The 19894-nt window shown below is 43.9% G+C and carries 16 protein-coding genes; 12 read left to right on the top strand and 4 right to left on the bottom strand.

What is annotated here, in order from left to right:
- Positions 1-9: 9 nt before the first annotated feature.
- Positions 10-807, bottom strand: a complete 798-nt coding sequence (locus AC0LWN_RS05435; RefSeq protein WP_474663523.1) for a CPBP family intramembrane glutamic endopeptidase — start codon at positions 805-807, stop codon at positions 10-12.
- A 156-nt stretch (positions 808-963) separates the two neighbouring features.
- Between AC0LWN_RS05435 and AC0LWN_RS05430 the strand changes: the two genes are divergently transcribed.
- On the top strand, positions 964-1386 hold the full coding sequence (locus AC0LWN_RS05430; protein WP_474663522.1) for an alpha/beta fold hydrolase: 423 nt from the start codon (positions 964-966) through the stop codon (positions 1384-1386).
- A gap of 63 nt (positions 1387-1449) precedes the next feature.
- On the opposite strand, the gene AC0LWN_RS05425 is transcribed toward AC0LWN_RS05430, so the two are convergent.
- Positions 1450-2010 carry a class I SAM-dependent methyltransferase gene (locus AC0LWN_RS05425; protein ID WP_474663521.1) on the bottom strand — a complete coding sequence of 187 codons (561 nt, stop codon included), beginning with the start codon at positions 2008-2010 and terminating at the stop codon, positions 1450-1452.
- 253 nt (positions 2011-2263) lie between these two features.
- Positions 2264-2944: a response regulator gene (locus tag AC0LWN_RS05420; protein WP_474663520.1), complete on the bottom strand. Its 681-nt coding sequence runs from the start codon at positions 2942-2944 to the stop codon at positions 2264-2266.
- Positions 2945-3196: 252 nt separating this feature from the next.
- Here AC0LWN_RS05420 and AC0LWN_RS05415 point away from each other — a divergent pair, with 252 nt between their 5' ends.
- From AC0LWN_RS05415 to AC0LWN_RS05395, 5 genes are all read left to right on the top strand, one after another.
- A complete protein-coding gene (locus tag AC0LWN_RS05415) occupies positions 3197-4753 on the top strand; it encodes an ABC-F family ATP-binding cassette domain-containing protein (protein WP_474663519.1) in 1557 nt (518 codons plus the stop codon).
- Positions 4754-4974: 221 nt separating this feature from the next.
- Positions 4975-6096, top strand: a complete 1122-nt coding sequence (locus AC0LWN_RS05410) for a PTS transporter subunit EIIC (RefSeq protein ID WP_474663518.1) — start codon at positions 4975-4977, stop codon at positions 6094-6096.
- A gap of 54 nt (positions 6097-6150) precedes the next feature.
- Positions 6151-6591, top strand: a complete 441-nt coding sequence (locus AC0LWN_RS05405) for a DUF4279 domain-containing protein (protein WP_474663517.1) — start codon at positions 6151-6153, stop codon at positions 6589-6591.
- Between the two features lie 209 nt (positions 6592-6800).
- Positions 6801-7490, top strand: coding sequence for a hypothetical protein (locus tag AC0LWN_RS05400; RefSeq protein ID WP_474663516.1), 690 nt, complete (start codon positions 6801-6803; stop codon positions 7488-7490).
- Between the two features lie 159 nt (positions 7491-7649).
- Complete coding sequence (locus AC0LWN_RS05395) at positions 7650-9044, top strand: P-loop NTPase family protein (protein WP_474663515.1); 1395 nt, start codon at positions 7650-7652, stop codon at positions 9042-9044.
- Positions 9045-9180: 136 nt separating this feature from the next.
- Here AC0LWN_RS05395 and AC0LWN_RS05390 read toward each other — a convergent pair whose 3' ends face one another.
- Positions 9181-11757 (bottom strand): X2-like carbohydrate binding domain-containing protein, encoded by a 2577-nt coding sequence (locus tag AC0LWN_RS05390; protein WP_474663514.1) that lies wholly within the window; start codon positions 11755-11757, stop codon positions 9181-9183.
- A gap of 324 nt (positions 11758-12081) precedes the next feature.
- Between AC0LWN_RS05390 and AC0LWN_RS05385 the strand changes: the two genes are divergently transcribed.
- The 6 genes from AC0LWN_RS05385 (at position 12082) to AC0LWN_RS05360 (ending at position 19878) form a co-directional block, all read left to right on the top strand.
- Positions 12082-13848 carry a phage tail tip lysozyme gene (locus AC0LWN_RS05385; RefSeq protein ID WP_474663513.1) on the top strand — a complete coding sequence of 589 codons (1767 nt, stop codon included), beginning with the start codon at positions 12082-12084 and terminating at the stop codon, positions 13846-13848.
- A gap of 29 nt (positions 13849-13877) precedes the next feature.
- Complete coding sequence (locus AC0LWN_RS05380) at positions 13878-14939, top strand: hypothetical protein (RefSeq protein WP_474663512.1); 1062 nt, start codon at positions 13878-13880, stop codon at positions 14937-14939.
- A 433-nt stretch (positions 14940-15372) separates the two neighbouring features.
- Positions 15373-16491 carry a glycosyltransferase family 2 protein gene (locus tag AC0LWN_RS05375; RefSeq protein WP_474663511.1) on the top strand — a complete coding sequence of 373 codons (1119 nt, stop codon included), beginning with the start codon at positions 15373-15375 and terminating at the stop codon, positions 16489-16491.
- A gap of 16 nt (positions 16492-16507) precedes the next feature.
- Positions 16508-17761, top strand: a complete 1254-nt coding sequence (locus tag AC0LWN_RS05370) for a lipopolysaccharide biosynthesis protein (RefSeq protein WP_474663510.1) — start codon at positions 16508-16510, stop codon at positions 17759-17761.
- A complete protein-coding gene (locus AC0LWN_RS05365) occupies positions 17742-18992 on the top strand; it encodes a glycosyltransferase family 4 protein (protein ID WP_474663509.1) in 1251 nt (416 codons plus the stop codon). The genes AC0LWN_RS05370 and AC0LWN_RS05365 overlap by 20 nt, the downstream gene beginning before the upstream one ends.
- Positions 18955-19878: a glycosyltransferase family 2 protein gene (locus AC0LWN_RS05360; RefSeq protein ID WP_474663508.1), complete on the top strand. Its 924-nt coding sequence runs from the start codon at positions 18955-18957 to the stop codon at positions 19876-19878. The genes AC0LWN_RS05365 and AC0LWN_RS05360 overlap by 38 nt, the downstream gene beginning before the upstream one ends.
- Positions 19879-19894 lie beyond the last annotated feature (16 nt).

The following is a 19894-nucleotide window of genomic DNA, read 5'->3' as shown; positions in this document are numbered from 1 at the left end:
TTAACTCTATCAATTAGATTCGTGATCTGCAGAAGGTGTTACTTTGCGGAGGATAACAAGTCCATAAATAAATAAGGGCAGAAAGATTAGAATTGAGATTACGGAGTTACTGACAGTCATAGTAAGATAGGTTTTGTGCTCTTGAAGACTACCAAAGATATCAAATACACCATGAGCAAGCATTGCCGGAAATATGCTCTTGTTCCTGATAACACAGGCCGCAAAAAACACACCGATAAATATTCCATAAGTCATTTGTGTAAGGGTAGCAAGTAATGAAGAATGATGAAGAAAAAAATGGATGATATGCGCGGAACCAAACAATACACTGGATATAATCACCGCAGCATAACATCCTCTTCGGGTTGCCCCCCATTTACGCAGCATTACAGACAATACAGCACCGCGGCACAACACCTCTTCAAATAATCCCGTGGATAGATAAGTTAAGATGAACAGTACAATTACGATTGGTTTTGAGATATCTATAACAATATTGCCAAATATAAAATCTGACCCATTAAGTAGCGTGTACATGACTATAGGCCAGTAAATCCACAATCCCTTCCAGTTCGGACGGGTAAATCCTGCGCGCTTCAATAACCCCCACCGTTTCAGAACCCATATCAAAGCAAAACTAGCGAGTACCTGCTCAATTATACCTGTTGCATATTCACTAGATTGCTGACCTAACAAAGACACAAACAAAGGATCTAAAGGTATGAACGTGAAGGCAACGGACACAACAATCAAAATAATAGAAAACATTACAGGCCGACCAAAAGCATAAGTTTTTAACTTTTCCATCTAAAGCTCCCCTTTGTAATATAACTGGATATGACTCCATAAGTGTAGGCGAAAATATCCGCTGTGATTTAACTAATTACTTAAGGAATTCTAACGGAAATCTTACGATTTGAATGGGGGAGGGGAAGAACGCGAAAGAGTAGTGGCTTCTTTTTTATGGTAAAATTGTCATCTGGTTTAAAAATATTTCCTGGTTTCACAAAAACCATTAGACCATTTTCACAGCAAACTCAGGATCTTTTATGGAAAATTTCTTTTCAAAAAAAGTCTATTGCCACTACATATAATGAGTTCTCAAATGTTCAGGAAGGATACAGTAAAGTAAGGGGCTTGAAGTTAAAAGATATTCCATTAATAGTTTTAAAGTCTGGGATAGTTAACGAATTTTATCCTGGGACTTCAGAAGATACAAAGAAAATAATAAGAGAGAGGCTCACGGAAGTGGCGGATGACATGAAAAATTTGTCAACTAATGGAAGGATGGTTGAAGTAAAGGATAGCGGACATAACATACACATCGAGAACCCGCAGGTTGTTATTGATTCGATAGTTGAAATACTCAGAACAACAGAAAAATAACCCGATCCAGTAAAGCAAACACTATAGCAGATCAGGTTAAACCATCAGTTAAACAAACCGTATTCATCCTTTTTTACGGCAAACGTAAACGAAAGCAGGAGGGATATTAAAGGGCACGAAATCTATTTTATCAATAATAAAATATTCGGAGAACTGCTTCTTCATTTGAAGTGAATATTGAAATGCGATAAATAATCCTTCTGGTTTGAGCGATTGATAGATCTGTTCGACCAAGGTGTCTCTGAGTTCACGTTCAAAATTAAAAAAGGGCAGTCCGCTAAAAATACAGTCCAACTGAGCAATGTGCAGAGCTTTCATTGTTTCTACTAAGTGTGCAGCATTGGGATGACAGGAGAAGTCCGGGTATTCTGTCTTCAGATTATTCCTCATGGTCTCATCCATTTCAAATAATAGTACATCCGTTGTTTTGTTCACCTTAGTACTGATTGCACGGGTGATCGCCCCTGTACCGGATCCAAGCTCAGCAATTGCCTTAACCTCATGCCATGGCGCTTGATTAACCAAGTTATTTGCCAGGAACCGGGAACTCGGTGTAACACTGCCTACTCGTTTTGGATTGTGAATAAAACTTCGCAAAAATAAAAGATTTTTATTTATACTCAACTGGTATTCCTCCATTATTGTTGGGATAAATGATGAGATAACCATACTGATTGACTTCGTATGATTGTCTAATCGTAACGAGAAAATCTGAGGAATTAGTGGGGATATTTCTAAAGAAATTCTGAAGACTATCGGCAAGACAAAGAAGCCCACAGCAACAGCCCCTGGTTGGTGTACCTTACGGGCAGCGTCACTATGAGCTATATTGGGGGGACCTGTACTTGTTCATCCTATTGCTTCAAGCGAAGCACATTCAGTCAATTTTATAGCCAACTCCCCACACTGTTTTAATATATTGCGGTTCTCTCGGAGCTTCCTCCAGCTTCTCGCGTAAATTGCGAATATGGACCATCACGGTATTATCAGAGTATCCGTAAGGCTCTTTCCATACACTTTCGTAAATTTGCTCCGAACTAAAGACTTGTCCAGGGCGGCTTGCAAGCAATGCTAATATAGCAAACTCCAGAGGAGTCAACGAAATTTCATTTCCTTTTACCTTCACGGAATGTTTACTCTTATCTATGATCAGGTCTTTAATAATAAGAAGTGAATTAAATTCTTCTTTCCCTATTAAGGATTGACGCCGTAGCTGGGCTTTTACACGGGCAAGCAGCTCCAGCGGATTAAAAGGTTTGATCATGTAATCATCAGCACCGGTAGTCAGCCCCGTGATTTTATCAATATCCTCTTGCTTGGCTGACAGCATAATAATTGGAGCGTTCGATATTTCCCTTATTTTGAGACATGTCTTGATACCATCCATTCGAGGCATCATAACATCGAGGATAATTAATTGAACCGATGTTGTTTTTATTGCATCCAGTGCTTCCTGGCCATCGGCTGCTTCAGTTACATGGTATCCCTCATTTCGTAAATATACATGAATGACGTCCCGAATCTCGGGATCATCATCTGCAACAAGGATTGTATTCATTAAGGACTGTCCCCTCTTTTTTCAAAATACGTTCTTCAGCGGCCGAATAGTCTTCCTGCAAAATAGGCTATCGTAAAGGCCGTTAATAGTCCAGATAAAGTACTCTCCGCCTAGAATCCCCCCAACAATATCTGCCAATACATGCTGCTAAATGATTAACCTCTTCATTTTTTTAAAACCTGTCTGGAGTTGTGGCGCTTTAGCCTTTATAATATGACGAGTATACTGTATAAAGGAAAAGGTGTTAAATTCATGAGCATATTAAATGTAGAACGGCTGAGTCACGGGTTTGGAGACCGCGCGATTTTCAGCGATGTATCCTTCCGTCTTTTGAAGGGCGAGCATATTGGTCTGATCGGCGCCAACGGTGAAGGTAAGTCTACCTTCATGAACATTATTACAGGCAAGCTTCAGCCGGACGAAGGTAAAGTCGAATGGGCAAAACGCATGCGGGCCGGCTATCTGGACCAGCACGCGGTGCTGACGAAGGGGCAGTCGATTCGCGATGTTTTGCGCGGGGCCTTTCAATATCTGTTCGATATGGAACAAGAGATGAACGACATGTACGGCAAAATGGGCGATGTGTCTCCTGAGGAACTGGAACAGTTGCTGGAGGATGTTGGAACGATTCAGGACACACTGACGAGCCAGGATTTTTATATGATCGACGCCAAAATCGACGAAACCGCCCGCGGGCTGGGACTGACAGACATCGGTCTGGATAAGGATGTTCATGATCTCAGCGGCGGACAGCGGACCAAGGTGCTGCTGGCTAAGCTGCTGCTGGAGAAGCCGGACATTCTGCTGCTTGACGAGCCGACCAACTATCTCGACGAGCAGCACATCATATGGCTGAAGCGGTATTTGCAGGAATACGAAAATGCCTTCATTCTGATCTCGCATGACATTCCGTTCCTGAACAGTGTCATCAACCTGATCTACCATATGGAGAATCAGTCGCTAACGCGTTACGTGGGGGATTACGACTATTTCCAGCAGGTGTACGAGGCGAAAAAGCTGCAGCTTGAATCCGCCTTTAAACGCCAGCAGCAGGAAATCGCGGATCTTAAGGACTTCGTTGCCCGGAACAAGGCCAGTGTGGCTACGCGCAATATGGCAATGTCCCGGCAGAAGAAGCTGGACAAGATGGAGGTTATCGAGCTCGCGAGGGAAAAACCGAAGCCACAATTCAACTTCAAAGATGCGCGCACTTCCGGCAAGCTGATCTTCGAAACCAAGGACCTCGTGATCGGCTACGATTCACCGTTGTCGAGACCTCTGAACCTGCAAATGGAACGTGGGCAAAAAATCGCTCTCGTCGGCGCGAACGGGATCGGGAAAACGACGCTACTACGCAGCATTCTCGGCCAAATCCCGGCCATTTCCGGTTCGGCCAGACTCGGCGACCTGCTGGAAATCGGCTATTTCGAGCAGGAAATCAAGGGAACGAACTACAATACCTGTATTGAAGAGATTTGGACCGAGTTCCCGTCCTTTACCCAGTTTGAAATCCGGGCAGCGCTGGCCAAGTGCGGTCTGACGACACAGCATATCGAGAGCAAGGTCGCAGTCTTAAGCGGCGGCGAGAAAGCCAAGGTCCGTTTGTGCAAGCTGATCAACCGCGAGACGAATCTGCTTGTACTGGACGAACCGACGAACCATCTCGACGTGGATGCAAAGGACGAACTGCAGCGCGCGCTCAAAGCGTATAAGGGCAGCATTTTGCTGATTTCCCATGAACCTGAATTTTACCGCGATATCGTGACAGAAACGTGGAACTGCGAATCGTGGACGACAAAAGTGTTTTAATCGGCCTGCAATAATGCTGGTCTGAATAGTAGCCCGTAAGCTGGAAGCTTTGAATAAAAGTGACCTTCTTACGGGTTATTTGTCTTGGATTTGAATATGGGTGGAGTTGAAATGCACTAATTGTTGGGGTCCCCACGCGCTGGCTGCTATGCTATAGTAGACGTCGATAGATAGGCCGAAATCAAGTACCGGCTATAAAGTGAAGCATGCAGGGGGAGCGTATGGAGGTACATAATCAGGTAACATCTGTGAAGCAGTCCAAGAGGAGCGCGGTCAATATCATTATTGACGGCATCTCCGGAATTTTTCTTCCGATTGTCAATATTCTGAGTGCAGCGGGGATTATGAAAGGGTTATTGGCTGGTGCGGTGGCGCTGGAGATGATCAGCAAAACGGAAGATACGTATACTGTGCTTAACGCAATGGCGGACAGTCTGTTCTACTATCTTCCTATTCTTCTGGCTTATACTGCAGCCCGTAAATTCAAGGCTAATCCATTTACTGCCGTCGTGATCGCCGGGGTGTTGCTGTACCCGAGTCTGACCACGATATTTGCAGGCCCAGAGAGCATCCGGTTTCTCGGTATGGGCATTACTTCCGTCAACTATCCGGCGAGTGCCATTCCAATCATTCTCGCAGTAGGCTTGCTAGTCTATGTCGAACGAATCTGCATTAAAGTGTTGCCCGAGATCATTCGTGAGTTCTTTACCCCGTTGATCTCAATTGTCGTCGTATCATCTGTGACGCTGCTGGTATTCGGTCCGCTAGGTACACTTGCCGGGGATGCGCTTGCTCGGGGTTACCGCTTGGTGTATACGCTGAGTCCGGTAGGCGCGGGAGTGGTTCTGGGCGCAATCATCCAGCCGATGGTCATCTTCGGTCTGCACTGGAGTCTGGTGCCGCTGGCGATCAATAATATCAGTCTGAATGGTTCGGATACCCTCTTGGCACTAATGGGACCGGCCGCTTTCGCGCAGGCGGGGGCAGCGCTGGCGGTCTTCATCAAAGCTAAAGACAAGAAGTTCAAAACCTTGAGCTTGTCCGCCTCCATTTCGGCCCTCTTCGGAGTCACCGAGCCCGCGATGTTCGGTGTGAACCTGCCCTTGCGCAAGCCGATGATCGCCGTCTGCTTCGCCGGAGGCATCGGCGGCGGAATGGTCGGGATGTTCGGCTCGTCCGCGATCTCTTTTGCTTTTCCGGGACTGGCGACTTTGCCCGCTTACCTGGGGGACGGGTTCGGCGGTTTTCTGATCGCTTGCGGGGCTGGCTTCTTAATCGCTCTAATTGCGACGCTGCTCATGCGGCTGGAGTCTGGTGCTGGAATGGATACAAGCGCAAAGTAAAGGTAAGAAGAAACCTCTGCTATACTAATTATTAGAGGAGGTGCTCATCTGGATATGACAAAAGTAAAAGTATATTTTAGTCTGTACGGTGATGAATTCCCAATATACCACGTTTCTAATGAATTGAAATTACAACCCACTCATGCTCATGTTAAGGGAGAGAAGAGAGAGCGGAAATATTCATCTAAATTCAATCAGAGTTCGCAACACATTTGGAATGAAACTGTATGGGAGCTTGGGACTGAGTATGAAGACTCTTTAGATGTTGAGGAACAGATATTTAAGGTATTGAACAAACTTTATGGTAAAGAAAGCAGCATTGCAGATTTTAGTGAAAAATACAATTTACAAAGTATGTTCATGATTGTAATTACAATGAACGATGGCTATACCCCTGCACTGGTCATAAACAAAAAAATAATTGATTTTGTACATAATATAGGCGCTGAAATTCATTTCGACCTCTATGCTAATCCTTATCAGTCAGAATTATAATATTGGGTAGATCTATATTTATTGAAATAAAGAAAATTCCTCAATCGAATTTTCTTATACTGATCCAATTTGGAGAAAAATGAAGGAAAATAATAGAATATGTAGAAATAAGTGAAACAACGATAATTCAAGCTTAATGCGTTTTTCTGGTGGGTAGCCACTGCGTACAGTTAACTAAAATAATCTAAATGAGGTGGAGTATAATGTTTATGGAAATTGACGACTTGAATGAAAAAATGAAAGTTGAATTATCTCCTTTTATTGAATATTCATCCACCTGTACTTTTTTGGAATTTCCAGAGGTTGACTTTAGCGCAGATATGAGACCTATTTATCATTTTATTAAAGTTATTTCATCTCTTGACCTGATAAGAGAGGAATATGAACTGACTGAAACAGTAATACACCAACTCACAGAAAAATACTGGATAAACAAAGAGGAAGACAAAATCGTTTTGGCTAAATTGGTCATTACCGAGTTTCCTAATGAGTGGAAAGAACAAATAGATGAATCTTGGGCGTATTGGCTAGACGCTTTAGATGGAGACCATGCAGTGATTGGCTCCAGAGCTGATGAAATTCTGGAGCGAGGTATTTATGATGATGATCCATTTGAATTTGGAAGTTTATTTTATGTACAAGATTTAGAGATACATCATGAATTTAATAGTAGTAAATTTGCTGTTGATTTACTTCGGTTTACTTTTGGAAATCTGATTAGAGATAAAAATGGGATTCTTTTTGTGATTCCACAGGAACGTATTACTGGAGAGATAGATAAGGAATGGAATAACAAGACAAAGAAATTAATTGACTTTTATGAGAAATCAGGTTTTACACGAGCCTTTAATTCAATAAATAAAGATATAGTGATGGAAATTGATTTGAGTGTTTTTTAAGCAGAATTAGCAAAGTTTAAAAAATTGGAAAAATATGATCGTAATGCGGATATAGATTGGTAGTACTTTAAATCTAGTAATATTGGAAAAAATGTTGATTAATAAGAAGTGGAAAAGTTCCAATAAATGTTTATATTAATCTGAGAGGAGATAATAAACATGAGTCAGCGAATTAGTTTACCATCAAGATATGAGGATCTTGATGTAGCATATAGAGGCAGACTTATTCCCAATTCTAAGCTTTTAGCTTTAATAAACCACGCTAGTAAATCAATGGAGATAAGTGGAGGCATACGGTTTTTACCATTATATGGAGAAAGTGGGGCTGGTAAAACTTCGGCAGTACGGGAAATCAGTACTCATATCCCGGGTACTTTTACATTCTTGCTTAAAAGAGATGAAATTGAAAATAAAGATGCGTTGCTTGAACGAATAAAAATAGAAAAACTTTATAATTTAGATAAAATATTAATAGCGGTAGTAGATCAATATGAAGAAGGTGTAGTTGGAAGAGAAACAATACCAACTCAATTTGTAGAGTATTTAAGTTTATTAGACCGTGGTGATCTTCGAACAATACCTATTATTTTTATCTGGTTAACTACTAATAAGGATTTTCAAGAACTCTTGATAAGAGCTACGAGTAGAAATAAAAGGATACTACTTAACAATACTTTCAGCATAGAAGGCCCAAGAAAAGAGGAGTGGCCTTTAATAATTGAAGAGACATTCTCCTTTCATAATTCGCAAAAGTCGTTGGCCGATTTTGGTGTTTTAGAAGATGATTTAAAGATTGTTAGTATTGAATGTAGTACCATTGGGGCTGCAATTGAACAAGTAGGTTATTTATTAGCTTCAAATCTTGATGATATAGATAATTTATCAGAGTATCAGGTTGTGTTAATGTGGCCAGTGGCAGATAGCACACGCAACCAACGAGTGCTTCAATTCAGTAAACCCCGTGAAGGTTACAAACTAAATTGGGAAGCTTGGTATCGAGAATTAAATGAAGACGATAAACTTCAACTCCCATTACGTGAATTCAATAGAACAAGACTATATTTCGATTTTAGAATAATTCCAGTTCGTGTTGCTGACCTGCATAGGTTATGTTTAAACCTAGAAAATGATCATGTCAATCTTCCGATATCTTCATTAACACGCTTTAGAGAAACTCATTTTTATCATGTTATCTCTGATAATTGGCAAACATATAATTTTAGTCCTTTAAGAGAACGTGAATCTCAAAGAGCTGCAGATGCAAGAATATGGTATGCGAATATTACAGAAAACCCAGTTGGATTAGGTAAAAGAATCTCTCGTATATTAAATGAATGTGGACTTAACGCTACACATGAACATGAGATTAGAAGTGAATTTAATTCAGTTAGAGCTGATATCTTTATTAAAAAACAAGAAGTGCAAAAAAATAAATTAATAATTGAAATAAAGGCGTATTCTTCAGAAAATACAAAACCTTCTTCAATCAAAGATGCTATTAAAGTTACTTTAAGAAGACATGCTCAACTTGCAGGTTTTCTACAAAGACAATGAATATTTCATAATATTTTAAGTTGTGTAAGGTTTGTTGACTACCCCTTATGAAAGTATTAAGGATTTTAAAAATAAGAATTGAATCAAAAGGGTTGGAGCAGGGGGGAACCCCCGATCCAACCCTTTTTTTACTTCCTTACGGATCAATCCCCCATACAAGCTGACCGTTGATATACCCGGTAACCTGTTCATTGTTTGCGAACTGACTGCCGGATGCCTTGAACGAGTAATCGTCAGCCTGGTTGTAATTGGACCAGTTGGTTTTGGAGAAACGTGCTTGAATTTCTGCGCTCTGGCCGGGATTAAGCGTTCCAGCCGAGCTTGTAAAGCCAACTTCCAGATAATAATCGGCTCCGGCAACCGGAGTTTCCAGTTTCACGAATGTGCCGGTTACATTCGCACTCCCGATACTGGCCCAGTCATACCAGTAGCTCTGTGCGTTGTCCCCGTCAATCGTATAGTAATACCGGAGCTTGACATCACTGAGCTGAATCGCCGAATTTCCGGTGTTGATTACTTTGAACTTGGGTGAAATTCCGTTGGTGGAGGCACTCGTGTTGCCGTTAAAGGCCTGGATCGTCAAGTTCCCTGCAGGTACAGGAACACTGCTGTCCGCTACATTTACTGCCAGAACAGCATTATTTCCTGCGCTGAAATGAAAGGTTATTGTGCTCTGGCCCAGCGGCAGAGTCGAAAGATACGATTTCTTCAGAACGACAGATGTGCCTGATACCGTATAATCCTGGCCCGATACAAGAGTATAATTTCCATTCGTTATGCTTGCAAGCTGGTGTCCGTTTAAGGCAAGGGATACGGGAATATCCTGCTGCAGATTCGCCGCTTTATCAAATGCCGCATTCACAGGCGAAATCGTTGCGCTCGGAGTTGAATCGACAATTTTGACTTTTAATACGGGATCTTGTCCTTGATTAAAATCAAAGACGATCGAATGCTCGCCAACCGGCAGCCCGGCCAGGAATGATTTTTTCAGCAGCAGCGTACTTCCGCTCAGGGTATAATCCTGATTTACTGTTAATGCATTGGCGCCTTCCCGGAGAGCGGTTAACGTATTGCCGTTAGCATTCACGGTTACGGTCTTGTCGCTTTGATTAGGCGCATATTTGTCAAACTCGACGTTTACAGGTGTGATGGACGCGCTTGGGTTTGGATTTGTAACTGTTAAATCGGGCAGCTCATCCAGCGTGATTACATAATTACTCTGATAAATCGTTTTCAAGGTGGCCGGATAATTAAAGGCGGTACTCATGAGATGCTCGCCATACCAGGGCAGAAAATAGAGCCAGCCTGATTTTTCCTCTGTCAGATTCTGTACACTTGGGACGGTGTCGTTCTCCGTCATGGCCACCATTTTCTTGCCGCCGGTTAAATCAACAAGCTTATAGAAAATCGAGGTAATGGCATCCTCATTGGGTACACCAGACAAACCGTCATAGCGGTTGTAGATCGTATTGTATTTATCATAGCCGACAATATCCACCTGACCATCGCCGGGATACCATGCAGGAGAAGTGCTATACACGTAGCTGTTATAGGTCCAGATCAAGTTGTGCAAGCCGTACGTTGTCGTAAGATCGGTATAGAGCTGGTCCCACAGCTTCTTGTACACATCCGCGCCTGCCGAAGCCCACCAGAACCACGCGCCTTCCCCCTTCAACCCGCCGTTGCCCTCTGCCTCATGATAAGGACGGAAAATAACCGGCACATTGTTATTTTGCAGAATCTGCAGTTGTTTCGCCAAATCCTTAATGGCCAACTTCACGTATTGATATTCTTTTGTACCGGGAACCACCGCATTCGCTGTATTAAAATTGGTTTCCGTTGGCTTGTAGGTGGCCTCCTTCCAATCCACAGGCTGCCCGAGCTGATACGCGGTGAAATTCCGGGGCACGGTGATATGCCAGGAAGTTGTCGCAATCCCGCCCCGGTTATTCACCCAATCGATCATCCGGCTGGTTGTACCGTCCTCCCAGCCGTAGAGCGGATTATAGTTCATAAGATCGAAGCCGCGGATTGCCGGATATTTTCCCGTTAAATTATGAATCCAATCAAACTCGAGTTCAGAATTGCCGTCATTTCCGCCACCGTAAATTTCCTGCTGGCCGGAGATGATATGCTTGCCGTACACCTCTGTTAAATAATTCATCAACAACTGAGTTTCCGGTGTGGCTTGAGAATCCGTGAGGACAGGCTGGACAATCAAGGGATCAAGAGCGGCATAATCCACAGTGAAGGTGTCAAAATAAGCGAATCCCCAACCGGCCTTCAGCTCGATGGTGTTGCTTCCTTGCTTCAGCTTATGATAGCCAAAATCGTAATTCGACCATGTGGTCGTGTAGGGCAGCATATACGAACCTTTGGTAACGCCGTTAACGGATAAATATTGAAGCCTGCCGTCAGGACTGAGCTCCTGCATATACCGGGTGGAGATTGTATACATGCCGGTTTCCGGGACAGTCACTGTGAAGGTTATTGTGCCGGAATTCTGCATCCAGACAAATCCGCTCCCGGAATATCCGGGCTTAGGTTGTCCGTAAATTTGAGTCGCCACTTGAAGATCTGAGGTGAGCTGAGCGTTTTCGCCCTCAATGGTGAAAAGCGCGGTGTCTGCATGAGCGGGCACTGTCATCAATAATCCAAGCAGCAGAGAAAATGCCAGCATCATCAAGCTTGCTTTTTTGAGCAAATTTTTCATCTTCATCTTCCTTTCGATATGAAATTTGATGAATAACTTATCAATCTACCGATTCATGATGGCGCTTTCATAGTTAACATAGCATATGTATCAAATTGTGTAAATATATGGTGAATGAAAAATTTTGGACTCTTTTTGTATGAGTTATAGGGTCAGAGTTCAGCATACATTCGGAAGGAAACTGCACGTGAACTTGGAGCGAATATGAAGACTCTGTAAATGCTTTTGATTTAAAAATGTAATAATTTACATAAATAGTGGTATGGTTGTTAAAAGTCCGCAAAAATTCACATATAATTGTATGGATTTTATGGGGGTGATCTAATGCAGAGCAAGATGTTAGTAAAAAAAACAGAGCCAGAGCCAGCTTCAGGCAGGGCATTTAAACCTGTGAATAATAATCATATGAAGATGCCTGCTGGAAATAAAAAAAATGTAAGAACAACAGATTACAAGAAATTGCTGCAAATAATGCTTAATGATCAGGATTCCATAACAAGTGAAGAATTCCAGCTTCTGCAGTCTACTATAGGATATCGGCAAGCAGTAACAATAAGAAAGGAGGCGAAGCTACGTAAGCGGCAAAAAAATATAGAGCAGACTAATGTTGCGATGAAGCCAATTGTATTAGAAAGATCAAATTCAGAAATTAAAGAAGATTCAGATGGTAAATCAGATAGTGAAAATGAAGCTTCAGGAATTAATACTGATGAAGAATATCCGTTGCAAATGAAAAAGGATGATGGCAATACGGCTGCTTCAAGCTCAGCTATACCATACAATTTAAAAGCCGGACTTGAAAAGCTATCCGGCATTGACCTTTCAGATGTCAAAGTACATCAAAACTCTGATAAGCCACAGCAGGTTGGTGCCTTGGCATATACTCAGGGAAATGACATATATATCGCTCCCGGGCAGGAAAGGAACCTTCCACATGAGGGCTGGCATGCTGTACAACAAAAGCAGGGAAGAGTTGAATCTAGCATACAGTTAAAAACAGGAACACTTTTAAACGATAATGGAGCTTTGGAAAAAGAAGCTGATGATATGGGCAGGACAGCAACTGAAGGATACAGAAGTCATGTAAGTACACAACAGGTGAGTTCTAAAGTAACACAGCCCCAATTGAGTGAAGGAAAGATTATACAGAGAGCGGTAGCAAAGGAAAAGACATATACCGTTAAGAAAGATGACACTTTGGGCGGAATTGCAATAAAATTTAATGTATCTGAAGCTGAATTGGTAAGGTTTAATAATATTAAAGATAAAAATACAATTAAGGTTGGACAGGTATTGAAAATACCATCAACAAAGAATGTGAATCCAGAGGTTAAAAATGAAGAGAAACCATCTACTGAAAAGACTGAGGAGAACCTGGATGTTGACAATAATCAGAAAAATGAAGATAGTAGCAAGGCAACGGGTAATGACATTATAGACAACTTCAGAAATGATAGCAGTTTAAGTATAGCTCAATCCAAAAAGGAGACAATGGTAGCTGTGCTTTCTTCTTTACTTGACAAAGGATTTGAACCAGCATTTGTAGCGGGCGTTCTTGGTAATATTTTAGCTGAGGGAGCTGCTGGCTATTTTGAAAGCTCAGCTTATAAAAAAAATGAACCCGAATATTTGAAATATATGGATGATAATTTTAACTATAAACAGGAATTTTCCGGGAGACACATTTCGGAGGTTGGAGTAAAAAAGACATATAACGTGTTGAAAAAATTAGAAAAAGTAAATTATAAAGGGAAATTTGGGCTTGGAGCTTGTCAATGGACTGGTGCACGCACTATGAGTTTAATTAAGTGTTATATTGAAGTGTGTGGTGGAGAAGATTCTTATCCAACAGCAACACAATGCCTTCAAGCAGAGAATGCAATGGTTGTAAAAGAAATTAATGGAAGTCACAAATATGTTTACAATAGTTGGAAATCCCAATATAGTAAAAGTAATGGAGTCGATGCCGCATATGGTGCAGGTAGTATAGTGTGTTACAAGTATGAAGTGCCGCACGATACTGATGCACAAGCTAAAATTAGGGCAGATAACGCCAAAAACATCTATAGTGTTTTTGAGGGTAAGAATTAATATTATTCAGTGAGAAAGGGTTACGAATTATGAGAAAAATAGCATCAGGAATAATTATTATGGCTGCACTGATGTTAGTTGGTTGCAATAATCTAGTAACAAATAGGCAACTAGATTCAACCAGTAATTCGTCTAATTATGTTAAAACATATGCAGATGAAACTCATAAGGAATTACAATACGGTAAACTTTTTATTAATTTTGATGATTATCATATAGTCTCTGTTACAAGCAATGACAATACTGAAACATACAAGTATGAAATCGATAAAGGAGATTCTGGGTCAGCAACTTATATAAACATAAAAGTTCGGGTAATAGAAAAGCAAAATTTCCCAAACAAGGAGAGTGTCATATCATATTTAGGCAGTATGTCTCCTGATTATGAGGAAATAAGGATTTATAACAATGTAACCGATGATTCTGGAATCATCGGTTTATATAGTGTAACAGGAAGTGGGCTTACGAATTATGTAGTCTGCTACAGTGATACTTGTTATTTAGTTGAATCTGATTATAGCACTTTAGACGTTTATCTGTTCAAAAATAACCCTACAGCGAATTATAAGATGGAAAAACTAAAAATAAAATGCGCCAATTCTTTTACAACTTATATTAACGAAACCATTTCCTACAATGAAAACGAGTTCCAAAATGCGGAATATGATATCATTCAAGGCAAAGATGGAACAACATATTCTGCTGAATTAAGCCGCGACGAAGAATATCAATATCATTTTACCCTGAAAAATGAGAAAGCCAAAAATCTGCTGACATTATCTACATATGGAGATTTTTATGATGTAATTAAAATTTTAGATGTTAATATGGATGGCTATGCAGATATTCAGTTTCTGGAAAATTCAGGTACTTTCAATAATAGTTATGCACTATATGTATGGGATGATTCTGCCAAAAATTTTGTTAAAGTAAAATGCGAAGAGATGCTTTCAGAATTTGATGTGTATGATGGATACTTGTTAAATCAGCAAAAAGCAGATGCAAACTCCGGGATTAGACAAAAACTCGTCTGGAATAAGAATAAGAATATCTTGATAAAAGTATCAGAAGAGCATTATCAAACTGACTAACCGAAGGGAAGGCAGAGAGATTAAATATGGAAGAACTCTTCTCATGTTTCATACTGCAAGGAGTAGAACAACTCATACGTTCCCTGTTCTTTCCTCCTCTTTGCTTTACCCAAGTTGCTTTTGAAATCGCCAAGCACGGCATCAAGCCTGTCTTCCTTTCTATTGGGTATAGCTAGTTATTGATTCTTACGTACCTGTCATTGATGGGATATTCGTGTGAATCATGATTATAAAACTCCTACTAATAAATATTGGTGGGAGTTTTTTTAATGCTTTCCGAAAGCGATTCGCATTGCAGATCGGTTTCATGTCAAAAGGGCACGCAAATTGTTAAAAAAGCACAAAAATCTTCATAACTCTTTTATACTTTCGCGCAAACATTTTTAAGGCTTGATTTGCATAATGAAGGTAGAAAAATATGGAGGAAACTATTGTGGGAGATATTGTTATTTTTACAGACAGGGCAAGGAACATTGATTTTGCAGAAATATTTCAATTCCAATCCATAGTTTTTATGGAGGAGCCCTACGCGGCAGAGTCGTTTTCTTCTGTACTTTGCGGTATTGTCGATTATGCTCAGCCCGAACAGGCCATTGAGGCCTCCAATTTTATCCGTGTTACGCTGCCGCAGCTTCCCCTGCTCGTCATTACCGATATGCGGGCTGTCATGAATGACAGCCACCTCATCCGCATCCGGGGAGTGGGAAGGACCAGCCTGCTGCATTGGAAGGAGAATTCCAGGGACAGGCTGCTGGCGGAAATCAAAAGGCTCCTTTACCCGGAGTATCCCTTAGAAACGCCGCATATCGCATTTATTCTGTCCGTATATAACGAGGAACAGCGCTTTAAGCATGTACGCCGTTTTTGTGAACGTCTGCAAACGTATATCCGGCTGCATTTGGTTGAAGGGTCTATTTATTTAATCGACGACGGCAGCGAGGACGGGACTGCAGATCTGCTGGAGGGGATGGAGCAGCAGACAAGTCTGACTGACAACCGGATTAACGGAAATGTCATTCCGCTGATGAACACCCGGAAATTGGGGAGGAATACCCATAAAGCCGGTACATATCTTGAAGGCATGCGCGCGATTGAAGCGGATTATTACGTGTTTGTGGACGCAGACGATTCTTTTTTTATCGAGGATATTGCCCGGATGATCAATATTGTCAAGCTGGGCTATTATGACATCATTATCGGCACCAAAGACAGCTCGGCTGAAAACCGTCCACTTTTGCGTTTTTGGATGAGCCTGGGCAAGCGGCTTGTGTCCAAGCCCTTTTTGCCGGAAGGGGTCATTGACTCGCAGACCGGGCTGAAGGTGATCAGTGCAGTGGCTGTGAGGCAGCTGTTTCCCCATTTAAAAGAAAAACTCGGATTGGCTGTCGATCTGGAAATGATGTTTATCGCCAAAAGGCTTAAGCTCCGCGTGTTCCAGCTGCCTGTTGCCTGCATTGACCGCGACGGTTCGCATATTGATGTCTGGAGAGACTCGTTCGGCTTTGTGCGCTCTCTTGTGAACATCTGGCGGCTTGACCGGCGAATCAGGTAGGCCGGGAATGTCAGGGATGCTGCGACAATGGCGGGTGCTCGTCTTTCCGTTCTTTAATGTGCTGCTGAACGGGTTCAATTTCTTCTTTCATATTAGTGCAAGCTGGTATTTGCCGGAACAACAATACGGGCAGGCCAACGCACTGCTGGCTTTGTTCGCGCTGCTGTCCGTGCTCGGCTTGTCCGTACAGCTGATGGCTGCCAAGCTCGTTTCACAAAATAAACCGGGTGCCGGCTTACCGGGGGGAGCCTTTCTTCCGTCTCTGACGGCGCTGCTTGCAGCTGGTGCGTTTGTAGCGCTGGCCGTCCTACATCCGCTGCTCGGCAATGCGCTTGCAGTGGGCGGCGGGCCATTGTTCCTCCTGTATGCTGTCGTATCGCTGCACATTATAGTCAGCCTGTTCCGGGGGATCATGCAGGGGAAGGAGCGGCTGCAGGCGCTTAACATCAATTTTTACCTTGAGGTGGCGGGCAAGCTGGCTGTTTTCTTCAGCTTTGTCCCGCATGGGCTGCAACTGTGGCAGATGATGCTTGCACTTGGCGCTGGTATGCTGCTCTCCCTTGCCCATGGCTTGCTAATGGAGGGGGGGAGCCTGCGGGGCGGACAGGGCCAAGCTGCTCTGAAGCATGACCGTCCGTGGAAGCCTCTGGGCCGGGAGTGGGGAAATACACTTCTTATGAATGTGTTCGTCCTTTTCTTCACTTCGGTTGACATGCTGGCTGTGCAGCATTATGCGGCAGAGGACGCTGGTATTTATGCGATTGCATTAAAGTACAGCCAGCTCGTCTATTTCGTATCTTTTAGCGTCATCGCCGTATTTATCCCCAAAATTGGCGCTCAGGCCGGGAATTTGCCGGCCTTGCGGAAAATTCTGCTCTGGTTTGGAGGTTATATGGCCGTCTGCGCGGGTATGGTCTATGCCGGGACCGCCTGGCTGTTCCCGCTCTCCCTTCCGCTGCTGTTCGGTCCCGCCTATGTGGAGGCGGCGCGTTATCTTCCCCTCGGTGGCGCGGTATATTGGTTATTTTCGGTAGTACTGTTCTTTGTACACCTGCATGTGCTGACGGGGCGCAGGTGCTTTATGCTGTGGATGGCGGCAGGTGCGGCGGCGCTGGTGTTATCGTTTGGCGTCTGGCACCGCACGCCGGATGAGCTGCTGCTGGCGCAGGTTGTCATATACGGGCTGTTTGCGGCCGGTTTTATTACTGATGCTATTGTTGGATTCAGACGAATAAAGGAGAAAGCATTATATGAGAACATTGCGCGCTAATTCTGGTGAAACCGTCATTCTGCTGCTATCCTGGAGGGACGTGTTCTCCCCGAATGGCGGCGGGGCAGAAGTGTTTACGCATGAAATGCTGAAACGCTCAGCCAAGGGCCGGTTCCGCTTTATTCATTTCTCTCCGCGTTTTGCCGGGTCCAAATTGCAGGAGGAAGCAGATGGGGTCACTTATTTGCGGGCAGGCAACAGGCTCAGTGTGATTCTTCACGCGATGCGCTATTACTGGCGGAACCGTAAGCACATTGATTTTGTCGTCAATCAGTGCAATACCCATCAGTTTTTTACCCGGTTATGGGTACCGGAGTCCAAGCGGATCTTCTTTATCCACCAGTTGACCCGAGAGATCTGGTTTCACAATATGCGCCTGCCGTTTGCGGTACTCGGGTATGTGCTGGAGCCGTTGCTGCTCCGTCTGGCAAGAAGGGACTGGACGATCACGGTATCTGCATCCACCCGTAACGATCTGCTGCGCCTGGGCTTCCATCCGGACCGGGTACAGGTTATACCGGAAGGAATCGAGTTTGAGCACTGGCCCGAGGACCGGTTCTCCGCCAAAGAGCCGCGGCCGACGTTTCTGTATGTCGGGCGGTTTGTCAAATACAAGGGAATAGCTTTGGCAATCCGTGCTTTTGGAGAATTTAAACGAAACCATCCTGAGGCCGTATTGTGGATTGCCGGGAAGACTGACAAAACGTATGTACATAAGGAATTGCTGCCCGTTATGCAGCAGTATGGTCTGCGGAGCGCGGAATGGGACGGGAGTTCCGAGGGGGCGCGGGAAGGTCCGCAGTCCGCGGACGTTCTCTTCTACGGTTTTGTGACGCAGGACAAGAAGCTGGAGCTGATGAGCCGTGCCCATGCACTCGTCTTTCCTTCGCAGCGCGAGGGCTGGGGGCTGACCGTCACGGAGGCGGCGGCGGTAGGCACACCGAGCATCGTGAGCAATACGGCGGGATTGATGGATGCCACCGATTTCGGCCAATGCGGTTACTTGGCGGTTCATGGAGACGTGCTTGGGCTGGCTGCGCAAATGCAGCGGGCGGTGGGAAACACCGCCGAGTATGCGTCTATACGCCGGCGGGCGCACCAGTTTTCTCTGAACTATCATTTCAACAATACGGGAGCTGCGTTCAGTACATGGATAGACCAGTTGAGCCGGGGGAACGGGAGGAGGCAGCAGCATGAAGAAAGCAGCAGTTATATTCACCACGTACAATAATGCTTCATCTGCGGAAGCGTGTCTGGAGAGCTGTATGCGGCAAAATTACGCCGGCTTGCACATTGTGATTGGAGACGACGGTTCCACTGATGATACAGTTGCCAGGCTTAAGGGCAAGCTCTCATCTTGTCCGTACCCGGTTTCGCTGCTGGAGCTGCCTCACGGGGAACGCGGCATTGCGCGGGTGAAATCGGTGGAGGCCGCGGAGCAGGCGGGCAGCGAATATATCCTTGTGATTGATTCCGATATGATTATGGATGATCATCTGGTGCAGAGAGTCATTGATTATTTCGAGGCTCATCCGGAAGTGGGAGCGCTTGTCATTCCCGAAGAAGCATACACCGATGCTGACAATTTTATATCCAGAGTCAAGGTGTTTGAACGGAATGTCATTAACAACGGCGGGGAAGTTCTCGGGAAACGCTCAATTGAGGCAGCGCGGTTCTGGAGGATGGAGGCCTATCGCTCCACCGGCGGCTTCAAAGCGCAACAAATCTCGTTTGAGGAAATTCAGCCCACGCTGCGTTATGTTGAGCGAGGAGGGATTATCCGCCGCGCAACATTTGCACGTGTGTATCATGATGAGAAAAAAGTGCTGCTGCGGGAGCTGCTGCGCAAAAAAGCCTATTACTTTTCAGTGATGGACCGGACGCTAAGTTCGGAGCGCGGGGGCTTCCGCAAAGCGCTGGAGCGCTGGTATTTCTTCCGCCCTGTACTGTATACGCGGGCTAACATGAAGCGGTATGTCCGGCATCCGCTGCTGGCGGCAGGGATGTTCTTCATGTACGGCTGCCTGAGCTTTGTCGGGGCCGCAGCCCTGCTGCGCTCATACATTGGCCGGGAGAAGCAGCGGCGGAAGAGAAACGGGAAGCCGGATGTGGAATAACAACAAATAAGGATGC

This window comes from Paenibacillus sp. sgz302115, assembly GCF_056120445.1.
Note: the sequence above shows the minus strand (reverse complement) of the source record. Positions and strands in the feature narration are given on the sequence as shown.